The organism is Limnohabitans sp. 15K (genome assembly GCF_002778285.1).
Lineage (GTDB): Bacteria > Pseudomonadota > Gammaproteobacteria > Burkholderiales > Burkholderiaceae_C > Limnohabitans_A.
On the sequence record NZ_NESM01000001.1, the window covers coordinates 406,028 to 420,097 of the forward strand.

At 59.9% G+C, this 14,070-nt stretch carries 17 protein-coding genes; 10 read left to right on the plus strand and 7 right to left on the minus strand.

All coding sequences use genetic code 11. The features are described 5' to 3' along the window. Positions 1-1,182 carry a HupE/UreJ family protein gene (locus tag B9Z40_RS01865; protein ID WP_100171622.1) on the minus strand — a complete coding sequence of 394 codons (1,182 nt, stop codon included), beginning with the start codon at positions 1,180-1,182 and terminating at the stop codon, positions 1-3. Next, complete coding sequence (locus tag B9Z40_RS01870) at positions 1,179-2,462, minus strand: tetratricopeptide repeat protein (RefSeq protein ID WP_143473918.1); 1,284 nt, start codon at positions 2,460-2,462, stop codon at positions 1,179-1,181. Before B9Z40_RS01870 ends, B9Z40_RS01865 begins: the two co-directional genes overlap by 4 nt. 116 nt (positions 2,463-2,578) lie before the next feature. Here B9Z40_RS01870 and B9Z40_RS17190 point away from each other — a divergent pair, with 116 nt between their 5' ends. The 5 genes from B9Z40_RS17190 (at position 2,579) to B9Z40_RS01890 (ending at position 6,320) form a co-directional block, all read left to right on the plus strand. Continuing rightward, complete coding sequence (locus B9Z40_RS17190) at positions 2,579-2,719, plus strand: hypothetical protein (RefSeq protein ID WP_158238048.1); 141 nt, start codon at positions 2,579-2,581, stop codon at positions 2,717-2,719. 57 nt (positions 2,720-2,776) lie between these two features. Further along, positions 2,777-3,409 (plus strand): flavin reductase family protein, encoded by a 633-nt coding sequence (locus tag B9Z40_RS01875; RefSeq protein WP_100171624.1) that lies wholly within the window; start codon positions 2,777-2,779, stop codon positions 3,407-3,409. Between the two features lie 38 nt (positions 3,410-3,447). Next, a complete protein-coding gene (locus B9Z40_RS01880) occupies positions 3,448-4,215 on the plus strand; it encodes an SDR family oxidoreductase (RefSeq protein ID WP_100171625.1) in 768 nt (255 codons plus the stop codon). Between the two features lie 24 nt (positions 4,216-4,239). Then, complete coding sequence (locus tag B9Z40_RS01885; RefSeq protein WP_100171626.1) at positions 4,240-5,130, plus strand: DMT family transporter; 891 nt, start codon at positions 4,240-4,242, stop codon at positions 5,128-5,130. Between the two features lie 128 nt (positions 5,131-5,258). Continuing rightward, positions 5,259-6,320, plus strand: a complete 1,062-nt coding sequence (locus B9Z40_RS01890) for a cyclase family protein (protein WP_100171627.1) — start codon at positions 5,259-5,261, stop codon at positions 6,318-6,320. An 81-nt stretch (positions 6,321-6,401) separates the two neighbouring features. Here B9Z40_RS01890 and B9Z40_RS01895 read toward each other — a convergent pair whose 3' ends face one another. Next, a complete protein-coding gene (locus B9Z40_RS01895; protein WP_100171628.1) occupies positions 6,402-7,226 on the minus strand; it encodes a TauD/TfdA family dioxygenase in 825 nt (274 codons plus the stop codon). Positions 7,227-7,337: 111 nt separating this feature from the next. Here B9Z40_RS01895 and B9Z40_RS01900 point away from each other — a divergent pair, with 111 nt between their 5' ends. From B9Z40_RS01900 to B9Z40_RS01915, 4 genes are read left to right on the plus strand one after another with little or no spacing between them, the layout of a single operon-like run. Continuing rightward, entirely contained in the window at positions 7,338-8,306 is a 969-nt protein-coding gene (locus B9Z40_RS01900; protein ID WP_100171629.1) for a tripartite tricarboxylate transporter substrate binding protein, read from the plus strand. 1 nt (position 8,307) lies between these two features. Further along, a complete protein-coding gene (gene rraA, locus B9Z40_RS01905) occupies positions 8,308-8,862 on the plus strand; it encodes a ribonuclease E activity regulator RraA (protein ID WP_100171630.1) in 555 nt (184 codons plus the stop codon). Positions 8,863-8,902: 40 nt separating this feature from the next. After that, positions 8,903-9,826, plus strand: coding sequence for an ornithine cyclodeaminase family protein (locus B9Z40_RS01910; protein WP_100171631.1), 924 nt, complete (start codon positions 8,903-8,905; stop codon positions 9,824-9,826). After that, positions 9,823-10,992: an FAD-binding oxidoreductase gene (locus B9Z40_RS01915; protein WP_100171632.1), complete on the plus strand. Its 1,170-nt coding sequence runs from the start codon at positions 9,823-9,825 to the stop codon at positions 10,990-10,992. The genes B9Z40_RS01910 and B9Z40_RS01915 overlap by 4 nt, the downstream gene beginning before the upstream one ends. A gap of 2 nt (positions 10,993-10,994) precedes the next feature. Here the strand turns inward: B9Z40_RS01915 and B9Z40_RS01920 are convergent, their stop codons facing one another. From B9Z40_RS01920 to B9Z40_RS01930, 3 genes are read right to left on the minus strand one after another with little or no spacing between them, the layout of a single operon-like run. Then, positions 10,995-11,354 (minus strand): hypothetical protein, encoded by a 360-nt coding sequence (locus B9Z40_RS01920; RefSeq protein WP_100171633.1) that lies wholly within the window; start codon positions 11,352-11,354, stop codon positions 10,995-10,997. Between the two features lie 5 nt (positions 11,355-11,359). Further along, positions 11,360-11,728, minus strand: a complete 369-nt coding sequence (locus B9Z40_RS01925) for a glutaredoxin domain-containing protein (protein WP_100171634.1) — start codon at positions 11,726-11,728, stop codon at positions 11,360-11,362. Between the two features lie 48 nt (positions 11,729-11,776). After that, positions 11,777-12,352 (minus strand): restriction endonuclease, encoded by a 576-nt coding sequence (locus tag B9Z40_RS01930; protein WP_233204751.1) that lies wholly within the window; start codon positions 12,350-12,352, stop codon positions 11,777-11,779. A gap of 174 nt (positions 12,353-12,526) precedes the next feature. On the opposite strand from B9Z40_RS01930, the gene B9Z40_RS01935 reads away from it, so the two are divergent. Continuing rightward, positions 12,527-13,033 carry a cupin domain-containing protein gene (locus B9Z40_RS01935; RefSeq protein ID WP_100171636.1) on the plus strand — a complete coding sequence of 169 codons (507 nt, stop codon included), beginning with the start codon at positions 12,527-12,529 and terminating at the stop codon, positions 13,031-13,033. 41 nt (positions 13,034-13,074) lie between these two features. Here B9Z40_RS01935 and B9Z40_RS01940 read toward each other — a convergent pair whose 3' ends face one another. Beyond that, on the minus strand, positions 13,075-14,055 hold the full coding sequence (locus B9Z40_RS01940; protein WP_100171637.1) for a tripartite tricarboxylate transporter substrate binding protein: 981 nt from the start codon (positions 14,053-14,055) through the stop codon (positions 13,075-13,077). Positions 14,056-14,070 lie beyond the last annotated feature (15 nt).

A 14,070-nucleotide genomic window follows, 5' to 3' on the forward strand; every position in this document is an offset into this window, starting at 1 on the left:
TCAGCCCAACCACACCATGCGTTGCCCCGTCCAGAATACCCCAAGCACAACGATGACTGCGGAGCCACCGGCCACCACCACCCAGCGGTAGAACCGGGTATGGCGCAACCACCAAGCCACAGGTAAAAACACGCCCACGATGGCCAGTTGCCCCAGCTCAACACCCACATTGAAGCCGCCTAAAGCGGCCAGCAACCCACTGGCGGGCAGGCCCAAGTCCAGCAACACACTGGCAAAGCCAAATCCGTGTACCAGACCAAACACAAAGGCCAGTCGCCAGCGCTTGAGGGCGCTGAAACCCAATAAGTTGTTCAGTGCGGCCAGCACCACCGAAATGGCAATGGCGGGCTCTACAAGATCGGCCGGTGGCGTGAGCCAACCCGTGATGGTCAAACCCAAGGTGATGGAGTGCGCCACAGTGAAGGCCGTGACAACCGCCAGGACGTCGAGCACCACGGTCCTCGGGTGCGTGGCCGCTTGCCAATGCACCACCCGTTGGCGCGAAGACTGCAAGGGAGCCAGCACCAAGAGGCTGAGCAGGAAGACGATGTGGTCAATACCAATCCAGATGTGCCAAACGCCCTCGAGGATGTAGCGACCGAAAACTTTCAACGGGCTGGTGTCGGCACGGCTGATTTGGGCCTCGGGCCTTTCTGGGCTGAGCAAAGCGCTGCTTTGCTCATCGCCAAAGTCCACCTTGAGCAAGCCTCGGTGCAAGCTGTCTTGCGAAAAAATCAAGTCATAGCGCAACGCCAGTCGGGCCTCGGCTGCGTCTGCCGCAGAGGTCAGACCAGGACAATTCACGACCCATTGGGCGCTCAGGTAAGTGCCATCGGCATGCTCGCTGGCTTGCAGGTCTGCGGGCCCCAAGGCACATTTTTGGCCCGCTGCCGTGAGCGCAATGCCCTGGCCCAGCCAGTCATTGAACTCGAGGCTTCGTGTCTGTGCCTCGCCCCAAGTGACTTGGCCATCGCGGTTGGCGTCCAGGTCAAAAATCAGGTCTAGGTCTCGCATGTGGACATCGGCCCGCAGCATCAACGCGGGGCCAGACGTGCTGAGCGTGAGGTAGCTGTTGCTGCTGGAGTGCGCATGGGCAAGAGGAGCTGTCAGCAAGCTGAGCAAAGGCCAGACACTTGCAAGGACCCAGCGCTGCAACCAATATTTTTGGAGCAACGGCATCATGGACGCCCCCCTGTCCAGCTGGGGTGAGCCTTGAGCTGCGCCAGCAGCGGCGTGAATTGCGAATCGGTGTAACCGGTTTTCTCTGCCCAATGGACCACGGGCTCGGCAGCCCGGGCTTGGCCTAAAACCAGTGCGGCCTGGACAAACAAGATCGCATCGGGCGGTTCTTTTTGCAACTGCCAGTTGTCTATGGACAATGCCAGACCGGCGTTCACATCGCGCCCATAGGCAATTTGGTAAATGAGTTTGGGCCGCTCGATCAAGGCCTCTTGCCGCAGTGCTTGCGACTGAAGCCGCGCCTCCAGCTGACTGGCCAAGCGGGATTCGTCTGGGTCTTTCAAGCCGCGACTGGCCAACACCGCCTGCATCAAGAGCGCATCGGTCAGGGTCGCGGCGCTGTTTGGGGCGTTGCCGCTGGGGCTGGCGGCCATAGCGGTATTTTTGGCTTGACGGTACTGGCCTTGCTGGTTGAGCAGCTCGGCCAGAGACAAGCGAATCAGGTGCGACTGCGGGCTGGCTTGCAGGCGCTGCCCCCAAACGGCCAAAGCTTTTACAGGCTGACCGGCTGTGCGGTGCGCTTCCCCCAAATGAAACCCCAACCAGTCTTGCGAGGAGGCATCTTGGTAGTTGGCCGAGCGAATGGCCTGGCTCAGCAGGTCCACGGCGGGCAAAGGCTGGCCTGTGCGGTAAAGCAAGACAGCGCGGTAAACCTTGGCTTCTTCTTCACCCAACAGCCGTCCGATTTCGACAATGTCTTTTTGGGCCGCCGTCATGTCAGCCAAAAGCAGGTGCAAAGCAAATCGCCAAGACCAAAATTCGGCCCTTGCGGGCTCCAAGGCGATGGCTCGGTTGATGTCTTGCAAGCCATCTTGAAAATCATGAAAACCTTGCTTGACCAAGCCCCGTAAAAAATAGGCCTCTGCAGGCAAATCTGCGGCAGTCCACCAGGGCTTCAAAGCAGCCTTGGCCGAGCCATACCAACGCAAGTCACCTTCTGTCAGGCCCAGCATGAAAACAGCCCGGGCATAGGCCAGTGAAGAGGCTAAATTTTGGGGTTGTGCTCGCCATGCTTTGTCCAAAGCTCGCAAAGCGTTTTGACGTCCACTGGCCGCGTGCACCGACGCGGACAAGACCACCGCAGCCTCTGCAGGCTTAAAACGCTCTTGGGCGGCAACAGGTGACAGGGCCCAAAAAAGACCCCAAAGCCCCATAAACGCGCTGCCCACTGCGCCTGAAATCGGTATGAAAGCATCGGGGCGGTGGCGATGGGTTTTGTCCATTGTTTTCATGTGCCTTGGATGCTTGATAGTATGCGTCTGTGCGTTGGGTTACACCAATTCACCATTTTTGCCCTTTTGATCAACCTCTCTCCTAAGGTGTTTTTATGAAATTCGTGATGACCGCTCTCGTTTCCGCTTTCATGTTGGTGTCCATGCCCGCCTTCGCAGGTTCGCACGGCGGCGGCAAAATAGACGACAAAAAAGTCGACTGCTCCAAGAAAGAAAACGAAGCCAACCCTGCTTGCGTCAAGAAGTAAACTTTCTGACCTTTAGGCCAAACCCCTCTTGAGGGGTTTTTTTACGAGTTGACTGCCATGCACTTCTACGAACCCCATCTGGGCCACGGCCTCAAGCACGACCCGTTCAATTCGATTGTGGGTCCGCGTCCCATCGGCTGGGTGTCCAGCCGCAGCGCGGACGGTGTCTTGAATCTGGCGCCTTACAGTTTCTTCAGCGCCTTCAACTACGTGCCGCCCCTGATTGGGTTTTCGAGCATTGGTCGCAAAGATTCGCTCAACAACATCGAGGCGACAGGCGAATTTGTTTGGAACTTGGTCACGCGGGACTTGGCCGAAGTGATGAACCAGACCTGCGAGGCGGTGCCACCTGAGGTGGATGAATTTGCACTCGCGGGTTTGACGCCGGAGCCTTCGCGCATCGTCAGCGTACCGCGCGTGGCCCAAAGCCAAGTGAGTTTTGAGTGCCGCTGCACACAAATCTTGCAAATGGAAAATTTAGAGGGTCAAAAACTTCAGACCTGGATGGTTTTTGGCCAAGTGGTGGGCGTGCACATCGACAAGCGGCTGGTGCCTGAAGGCATTTACGACACCGCCCGTGCGGGGCATATATTGCGTGGCGGCGGCCCCGCTGATTACTTCAGCATTGGCCCTGAACAGTTGTTCAAAATGTTCCGCCCAGAAAGCGGTGCACGCGACTTACCCAAGTAACCCCTCGAAGACCCCAACCACCTCAACAGGACACCATCATGAACACACCACTCTCTGGACAAGTCGCATGGATCACAGGCGGGGGCAGCGGCATCGGGCTGGCAGGTGCTATGGCGCTGGCCCAAGCTGGGGCCCATGTGGTGATTTCCGGCCGCAACGCCGCCACCAACGCCAGCGCTTTGGCCTCGTTGCAGGCCCTGGGCAGTGCAGAGGCTTTGCTGCTGGACGTGGCTGACAAACACGCCGTCAAAGCAGCAGCGCAGAAAATCCTGGATCGCCACGGCCGCATCGACATCTTGGTGACCAGTGCAGGCACCAATGCCACGCAGCGCAATTTCGATGTGGTCACGGCCGAGGCCTGGGACGATGTGGTGGCCATCAATTTGTCGGGTCTGTTTTATTGCGTGCATGCGGTCCTGCCCGCCATGCGCCAGCAACAAAGCGGCTTGATCATCAACGTCTCCTCTTGGGCAGGGCTTTACGCGTCCAAGCTCACTGGCCCGGCCTACAACGCCACCAAACGCGCTGTGCTGGCACTGACCGAATCCATCAACATGGAAGAGTGCACACATGGCATCCGCGCCACCTCGCTCTTGCCTGGCGAAGTGGCCACACCCATTTTGGACAAACGGCCCGTGCCGCCGTCTGCCGAGCAGCGTGAATTGATGGTGCAGGCCGAAGACATGGGCCAGGCCATCCTATTTGTGGCGCAAATGCCTGCCCGTACCTGCATCAATGAACTGGTGATCTCCCCCACCTTCAACCGCTTTTACACAGGTGGGTTGGAAACGCCGCCCAAGCGCTGAACCCGGCGGCATCTCACCCAGCCCATGAGCCAACTTTTCAGCGACAGCGCCCGGCACCGCCGCATCGGCATTGCGCTGGTGACGGTCACCACCTTGATGTTTGCGGTGCTCGATGCATCGGCCAAGTGGCTGGTGCTGACCCTGCCCGTGATGCAGGTGGTGTGGATGCGCTTTCTCACGCACTCATTGTTTTCCATTGCGGTGTTCGCCCCATCGGTCAAAGGCGATTTGCTGCGCTGGCGGCACCCGCGATTGCAGCTGCTGCGCGGCTTGATGCTGGCGTCCATGACCGCGTTGAATTTCTGGGCCCTGCAGTATTTGCAGCTGGCCGAGACCGGCGCCATGCAGTTTTCCGTCCCGATTTTGATCGCCTTGCTCTCGGCCTGGTGGCTGGGCGAGCGGCTGGACGCCAAGCGCTGGCTGGCCATTGCGGTGGGCTTTGCGGGCGTGCTGGTCATCATCCGCCCAGGCAGCCAAGGCTTTCACCCGGCCATCTTGTTGTCGGCGCTCAATGCCATTTTGTATGCGCTCTTCAACATGATGACGCGCTACCTGGCCAGCAGCGAAAACCCGGCTACGACGCAGTTGACCTCGGCGGTGGTGGCCACCTTGGTGTTGACGCCCGTGGCGCTGTGGCAATGGCAACAACCGGCCACCCTCCTGGAGTGGTTCGTGATGGCGCTGGCCGGATTGTGTGGCGGCATTGGCCACTACTTTGTGGCCGTGGCCCACCGTTACGCCTCGGCGGCAGTGCTCGGGCCGTTTTTGTACCAGCAAATCCTTTACATGACCGTGCTCGGCTGGCTGGTCTTTGGCCAAGTGCCTGACTTGGCCGTGGTGCTGGGTGCTTTGGTGGTGGTGGGCAGCGGTCTTTACTTGCTGTGGCGCGAGTTTCAGGGTCAAAGCGAGCTGTGATCAATCCAAGCCTAAGCCAGTTTGAGTCAAGCAGCCCACAGTCAGATCGGTGACACAAAGCCAGCCGCTCAGCGCACAAGATGCGAGGCGCGCATGTTGCGTTTGGTCCGTCATCAAAGGAGTCTGGCATGTCTACTTCTCCCCGCTGGAAACAACGCCCACCCGGCTCGAACTGGGGCGACTTTGGGCCTGACGACCAGTACGGTCGCATGAACCTTTTGACGCCCGACAAAGTGTTACAAGGCATGCAGGAAGTCCGCACGGGGCAAACCTTCAACCTGAGCCTGCCGCTGGACTTTCCGGGGGGCAATGTGCTCAACCCCCGCAGGCAACCGCCTGTGCTGCGCCCCACCTTGCGTGGTGACAAGCCCAACATGAACTACCAACTGTGGTGCGATGACCCGGTTTGCACCGATGTGGTGTGCGACGACCTGGTCATCATGCACTTGCAGTACAGCACCCAGTGGGACAGTCTGGCGCATGTGGGCTCGATGTTCGACGCCAATGGCGACGGCGTGCCCGAGCCGGTTTATTACAACGGCTTTCGCGCCGGCACCGATGTGGTGGGGCCCAGCAGTGGATCTGGGGCTGGCATTTTTGGCTTTCCGGAGATCGCCCGCGAATCGACATCGGCAGCCCAAGCCTTGGGCATCGAGAAAATGTCCGAGCGCTGCGTGCAGGGCCGCGCCGTGATGATCGACCTGCATGCCCATCTGGGCCGTGAACGGGTGCGGGTGGGCTACGACCTGTTGATGGACATTCTGAAAAAAGACAAGGTGGTGGTGGAGCCCGGCGACATGGTGTGCCTGCACACGGGTTTTTCGCAGATGCTGTTGAAAATGAACAAACAGCCCGACCCGCATGCGGTCGAAAATTCGTGCGCCGTGCTGGAGGGACGCGACGAGCGACTGCTGCAATGGATCACCGATTCAGGCCTGGTGGCCCTGATCGCCGACAACTACGCGGTGGAAGGCTTGCCTGCCACACCCCGGCCCGGCAGCTGCGCGGCCTTGCCCTTGCATGAGCATTGCCTGTTCAAACTGGGTGTGCACTTGGGAGAAATTTGGCACCTCACCCCTTTGGCCGACTGGCTGCGCCAAAACAACCGAAGTCGTTTTTTGCTGACCGCCCCACCTTTGCGCTTGCCCGGAGCCATTGGCTCCCCGGCCACGCCCATTGCCACCGTTTGAGCTTGGTTGGCAAGGCTGATTTTTGATGCTGGCCCAGCGAATGGATCAACGTGCAAGCCCGGCTGCAGGCCTGTCAAATGGTCAACGTGGCGTATCGCCCGCCAGAGTAATGCGGTGCATGACCCGGCGAAAACCGTTGTAATCATTGACCGGGTTGTGTTGGGTACAGCGGTTGTCCCACACCGCCAACGAGTGGGGCTGCCAGACAAAGCGGCAAGTGAACTCAGGCTTGACTTGGTGCTGAAACAAAAAGTTCAGGATGGGTGTGCTTTCGGCTTCGCTCATGCCCACGATGCCAGCGGTATGGGCCACGTTCACATACAGGGCTTTTCGACCGGTTTCAGGGTGGGTGCGAACCAAAGGGTGGTGGGCAATGTACTCTTTCGGCGCGCTGGCCTTGCCATCGCTTTTGATGCGGTCTTCGCGGGTTTTGGACACGTCGGCTTTGGCCGAACTGCTGATGCCCACCAGCCCATCCAACAGGGATTTCATGGTGTCTGAGAGTGTCTCCCAGGCCATGTATTGGTTGGCAAACAGGGTGTCGCCCCCGTAAGGCGGCACCTCTTTGGCCAACAGCATCGAGCCCATAGGCGGCTGCGCCAGGTAAGTGGTGTCGGAGTGCCAGATGCCACCAAAGTTAACCTTTTCTTGTTCGAGTTTCTTGACTTCAATGACGCAGGGGAAGCCGTCCAAGCCTTTGACAAAAGGGTATTCGATGGGCTGACCCAGTGCCTGTGCAAAGCGCATGAATTGATCGGTCGACAGGTCTTGGTCGCGGAAAAAAATGACCTGGTGCTGCAGCAAGGCGGCGCGAACGGCCTGTTGCAGATCGGCAGACAGGGGCTGGGTCAGATCGACCCCGTGCAGCTCGGCGCCTAAGGCACCTGCAATTTGGCGAATGATCATGTTTTGATTGTGTCACGGGCCTTGGGTAAAACCCCGGCGATTTTGTCTACCACGAGACAAGCGCTGGGGGACCTTCGTGTCATTCTTAGGTCATTATTTTCTGGAGTAGATATGCTGAACCGTCGATTGAAATTTCTGGTCCTGGCTTTGGGTCTGACCATGGCCCAAGGTGCCGTGCTGGCGCAAGAATTTTTGTCCAAACCCGTGCGCATTGTGGTTCCGCAAACTCCTGGCGGTGCATCGGACGCGCTGGCCCGCATCGTGGGCCAAAAATTGAGCGAAAAATGGGGACAGGCGGTGGTGATCGAAAACCGCGCAGGTGCCGGTGGCAACGTGGGCATGGAGCATGTGGCGCAGGCCACGGCCGATGGCCACACCTTGCTGATGAGCTATGCCGGTTCGCACGCCATCAACGCGGCCTTGTACAAAAAACTGCCTTTCGACCCCGAAAAAGATTTTGAGCCTGTCGCCACATTGGCCACCCTGCCCTTTGTGTTGGTGGTGCGCCCGGACTCTCCCCTCAAAAGCATCAAGGATTTGGTGGAACAAGGTCAGCGCACGCCTTTGACTTTTGGCTCGGCGGGCAACGGCTCGGTGAACCATTTGCTGGGCGTCATGTTCAACGCCGCAGCCAACACCAAGCTCGAACACATTCCCTACCGCGGGGCGGCACCGGCCATGCAGGACTTGATGGGCGGCCAGATCAACATGGTGTTCACCAGCTTGCCTTCGGTGTCGGGGGCCATCAAGAGCGGCACCTTGCGTCCGGTCGCGGTGACCAGCGCGGTGCGCTCGGGCAACTTCCCCAACATCCCCACCATCGCCGAAGGGGGCTTCAAAGAATTTGATGTGTCACCCTGGTTCGGTTTGTTTGCACCTGCCAAGACTCCGGCCGCGGTGATCCGCCGCATCAACCAAGATGTGCAGGAGGTGCTGAAAAACAAGGATGTCATCGAGCGCTTCAATGCGCAGGGCGCCGATGTGCTGATCACCCAACCCGCAGAATTTGCGGGCATGCTGAAAAAAGACTTGGCCAAGTGGAGTGTGGTGGTCAAGGCATCGGGAGCTCAGATTGACTGAAGTGCTTGGTCCGGTTCCCAAAACCACCGACCTGTGTGATGCATGCGATGCTGCCCTGGCTTGCGCGTTGCCTTTTCACAGTTACGGCTTGCGCCGCGCCTTTACCGGCCCCATCCGCACCCTGCGTTGTCACGAAGACATTGGCCTGATGCGTGACACCGTCACCCAGCCCGGCCACGGGCATGTGCTGGTCATCGACGGCGGGGGGTCTTTGTCACGGGCCTTGTTTGGCGATGTGATGGCCGAGGCCGCTTCACGCAATGGCTGGGCAGGCTTGGTGATTCATGGCGTGATCCGCGATGCCGATGAGATCAATGGCATGGACATCGGTGTGAAAGCGCTGGGCACCGTGCCCAAAAGGGGTGAGCGGACCGGCGCCGGTGAGTTGGATGTGCCTGTGAGTTTCGGAGGCATGACTTTTTTGCCGGGACACCATGTGGCGGCCGATACCGATGGCGTGATCATGTTGCCCCAGGGCCTAACCGCTGCGGACATTCCGGTGGCCGACGTGGTCGCTGCAACGGCCTTGTATGCCAAGGGTCCCCGTACCGAGTGAAGGACTTCCCCCAGCTTGACCCCTTACTTGAAGCAATCCCATGGTTCATTACTTTGACGAAGCCCGTGTTCAGCAACTGCTGAACGTGCCCGATTTGCTGCAAGGCGTGCGCGAAGCCTTGGTGGCGCTGACGCTGGGCCAGGTGGTGCAGCCGCTGCGCATGGTCATGCCGATTGGCGAGTCATCGGCAGATGGCTTGCTGTTTTTGAAGCCCGCGCAACTGGGCGATGCCCTGAGCACCAAGCTCATCACCCTGGTGCCGGGCAATGCACAAAAAGGCTTACCCACCCTGCTCAGCACCATCGTGCTGATGGACCCGGCCACAGGCCAGACGCTGGCCGTCATGGAAGGAAACACCATCACCGCGATGCGGACAGCAGCGGCGTCTGCCGTGGCAGCCGACGCACTGGTGCCACGTACTCCGCAGGTGGTGGCCATGCTGGGCAGCGGCGTGCTGGCCCGCAGCCATGCGCAAATGCTGCGTGCCGTGCGCGAGGTGTCTGAGATCCGGGTGTGGAGCCCCAACGCAGCCAACGCGCAGCAGTGCGCACAAGACATTGGCGGTGTGGCCTGCGCTAGCGCCGAAGCGGCCGTCCGCGGCGCAGACATCGTGTGCACCGTGACCAACGCCAGCGAGCCCGTGCTTCAGGGCGCTTGGCTCAAGCCAGGCGCTTTTGTGGCGGCGGTGGGTGCGCCCCGCCCCACTTGGCGCGAGCTGGACGATGAGGCCATGCAGCATTGGGTGGTCGCCGATCAGCGCGAAGCCGCCGAAAAAGAATCGGGCGACGTGATGCTCTCGGGTGCCAAGGTCGCTGCCGAGATTGGCGAAATTTTGTGTGGCCGTATGGCGCCGCCACCTGCGGGTACCACCCTCATTTTCAAATCGCTGGGTCAAGCGGTGGAAGACACCGTGGCGGCACGTTTGGTGTACCGCGCAGCTTTGGCTGAAGACGTTCGCCCATGAGCCGCGCCGATGTGGTGATTGTGGGCAGCGGCGTGATGGGCGCGGCCACGGCCTATTGGCTGACCCGATTGCAGCCTGGCCTGCGCGTCACGCTGGTCGAGTCGGACACCCGCTACGAAAAAGCCTCCTCGTCGCTGTCGGCCAGCTCCATTCGCCAGCAGTTCACCTGCCCCGTCAACATCCGTCTGAGCCAGTACGGCATCGCATTTTTACGAGAGGCCGAAGACCACTTGGGCCTGCCCGATCACCCGGTGCAACTGGGCTTGCAGGAGCCCGGCTATTTGTACCTGGCCCAGACCGAGCAAACGGCAGCCCTGCACACCGCGCACCAGATCCAAAAGCAAGCCGGGGCCGATGTGGCCTTGCTCGGCCCCGAGGCCCTGCGCCAGCGCTTCCCCTGGCTGAACGTGGACGATGTGGCGCTGGGCAGCCTGGGCCTGAGTGGCGAGGGTTGGTTTGACGGCCCGGCGCTGCACCAGGCCTTCTTGAAAAAAGCCATGTCGCAAGGCGTGCAGCGCCTGCACGGCCGTGTGGTGAGCATGGACCACACAGCAGGTCAAGTGACCACCGTGCGGCTGGCCAGTGGCAACACTTTGTCTTGTGGGCAAGTTGTCAACGCAGCGGGACCTTGGGCTGGCGAAGTAGCGGCCATGGCCGGGGTGCAGTTGCCCATCGAGGCGGCGAGGCGCACGGTGTTTGTGCTGTCGTGTCCCGAGCCGCTGCCGCAGTGCCCCTTGCTGATCGACCCGAGCGGTTGGTGGCTGCGGCCCGAAGGTCGGTTTTTGATCAGCGGCGCTGAGCCTTTGCACACCGAACCCGGCTTGCCACTGGAACCCAACTGGGCCGAATGGAACGACGAGCAATGGGCTTCGCTCGCGCACCGCATTCCGGCGCTGGCGGCTTTGCGGGTGGAGCGGGCTTGGGCGGGTTATTACGAGATGAACACCTTCGACCACAATGCCGTGATGGGCCCACACCCGGAGCTTAGAAACCTGTATTTCATCAACGGGTTTTCAGGCCACGGCATGCAACACGCCGCGGGTGCCGGTCTGGCCCTGGCCGAATGGATGCTGCAGGGTCAAGCGCAAACCATCGCCGTGCAAGAACTGGGATTTGATCGACTGATACACAACAGGCCGCTGCGCGAGTTGGCGGTGATCGGCTGAAGTCAAAGGTCTTCGCGGGCTTCGATCTGCAGGCGTTTCACCACTGCGCCACGGGTGCCTGCCACCGCGCGGATGCGCAGGGCAGGACCTGCTTCGAGCACCAAGCGGCAGTGGTAATCGAGCCCATCGGTCTGACCTGGACAGCTGCTGGCAACCTGCCTGTGCCATTGCCGCTGACCGTCGATCTCCAGCGTCAAGGCATGCCAGGCCTCTGCGTTGTCTTCAGGCACACGCACCAGCAAGCTCACATCGATGTCGAACGTGCGAGAACGCTTGAGCGCGCCGGGAATGTTGAGCACGGCCACCGCATCGCCCACGCCCACCTCGGTGCGCCACAACTCGGGTTTTGCCAATGCAGCCATGTCGATCAGGCTTTGAGCAAGGTCTGGAGTTCGCCGCTGTCGATCAGTCGGCGCAGATCGTCAGCCCCACCCACCAAGGTGCCGCGCACAAACACCATCGGGAAAGTAGGCCAGCCGGTCCACATTTTCAGGGCATTGCGCAAGCGCCATTGCGAGAAATAGCTGCCAAATTCGATGTATGCGTGCGCCACGCCCACCGCGGCCAGCGCCTTGCGCGCTTTGCCCACAAAGGGGTTACCCGACAAGCCCACCACCACAACAGGGTGCTGGGCCATGGCGCTTTGCACCTGCTGGATCACGGGCAGGTGGTATTCGGCAATGCGTTGGCGAATGGCCGGGTGAATGGCCGATTCAGCGAGAAATTGTCTGGTCATGGGAGTCCTTTGGAGCCGAGAAAGGTCGACAAGAGATGCGAAGAGGTCTCAGCCTTTGAGGGCGTTGGCCCCATCGTGCATGAGTTGCGCAATATTGGCAGGCCCCAGCAACTGCATGGGGCTGTTGTTGGCCAGGTCAACGGCCGCCTGGCTGAAGACGCCCAAACTCATACAGGTGCACGAAAAGGCATCCCGGCTTTCACGGACCGCCAGCAATTCACGTAAATGTTCGGCACCCACGGTGGCCGCTTTCCAGCGCTTGGCACTGACCAAGGTGATGCGGCCATTTTTTTCAATTTGGAAATCGGCCGGGCCATCGTTCAAGGAGGTGACCACAAAGCCCTGCTGCCTGAGCGCCTCTTCGACCAACACCGAAAAATCTCGCCAACCCATGCCCCGAGCCTGCTCGACGAGTTCCTGAATACGGCTGGCAGGGATGGCTTTTCTTTGACGCCAAGCCGCCATGACGCCAATGACAAAGAACGGGAATCCGCCGAGCATGCCCGGGATTTTGTAAGCGTCAGGCAGCAAAGCGCCAGCCACCAATGCCACAGCGAACATCACCAAGAAGCTCACCCACCAAGGGGCGCGTAACAAAGTCGCAAACAACGACTTTTCAGACATTTTGAATTTCATGGGTCATCAGAAGTTGAGATCAGCACCCGTCAAGTGCGCACAGCTGGAGAGCCTTGAAGAGCTCAGCGACCTGAGTTTAGTGGTCCCACGGTCTGGGATCTGCAAAAACACAGCCAAGTCACATGCTAAAGTGAAAATATCTGTTTTTAAAAGATACAAGCCATGTCTCAGAACGATCACACCCCTCCCTCAGCGCACGATCACCCGCCGACCGACTGGAAACACGATGGTGTGCGCGTGGTGCAGCATGACCAGTTGGACGGCAATGTGCCCTCCACACCGGGCATGGACCGCAAAGCGGCCATCAACTTTGCTCGGGTGGGCGCTCAAAAGCTCTGGGCAGGCACGGTGCACATTCACCCCAATGCCAAAACCGGCGCACACCACCACGGGCCCTTGGAAAGCGTGATCTATGTGGTGAAAGGCCGTGCCCGCATGCGTTGGGGCAATGCGCTGGAATTCACCGCCGAAGCCGGACCTGGTGATTTCATTTATGTGCCGCCCTATGTGCCGCACCAAGAAATCAACGCCAGCGAAGACGAGACATTGGAGTGCGTCTTGTGCCGCAGCGATGGTCAGGCGGTGGCGGTCAACATGGACATCGACCCTGCTGAAAAACCTGAAACAGTCCTTTGGATCGATCCCACCCACCCCCAAGGGGGCGTTTGAAGGCAACACCCGGTCTCACGACCGGGTGACTCACACCGCCATCAATCCACCGTCACGCCAGCGTTCTTGACCACTTGGCCCAAACGGATCGTTTCTTTGCGGATCAACTCACCAAACTGAGCGGAAGTGCCGCCCACCACAGGGGTGCCGATGGCTTCCCACTTTTTCTTGAATTCGGGGTCGCTGAAGATCGCATTCAAAGTGGTGTTGAGCTTTTGCACAACTGGCGCAGGTGTGCCCGCACGCACGGCAATACCGTGCCAGCCGGTCAGTTCGTAACCGGGCACGCCGGCCTCGATCATGGTCGGCACATGGGGCAGCGAGGGGTGGCGCTTGGCCGAGGTCACGGCCAAGGGTTTGAGCTTGCCGCCCTGGATATGGGGCAATGAGCTGCCCAGAATGTCAAACATCACCTGAACCTGCCCACCGATCAAGTCGTTGAGCGCAGGGCCTGCACCACGGTAGGGAATGTGCGAGATGTTGGTGTTCATCTGGGTGTTGAAAATTTCGCCTGCCAAGTGCTGGGGCGTGCCGTTTCCAGCAGAAGCGAACGCAAGTTTGCTGTCTGGCTTTTGCGCCAGAGCGATCAACTCCTTGACGCTGTTGACAGGCACGCTGGGGTGCACTTCCAGCACCAGCGGAAAAGCCGAAATCTGGATCACGGGGGTCAGATCGGTCATGGGCACAAACGGCATGCTGCGAAAGAGCGTGGGGTTGACCGCCATCGGGCCGCTGGCTGCCAACAGCAAGGTGTAACCATCGGCTGGCGCTTGCTTGGCCACTTCGGCGCTGCCCAGGTTGCCACCCGCACCGCCTTTGTTGTCCACGATCACCGTCACGCCCAAACGCGTGGTCAATTCACTTTGCAACATGCGGGCCATCAGGTCGGTGGGGCCACCCGGTGGGTAAGGCACCACAAAACGGATGGTTTTGCTGGGGTAGTTGTCCTGCGCCAAAGCGGGCAAAGCGGTGGCCGCCAACAAGGCGGTAGACAGTGCTGCGACGAAAGTGCTGCGTTTCATGGGGTGTCTCCTTTA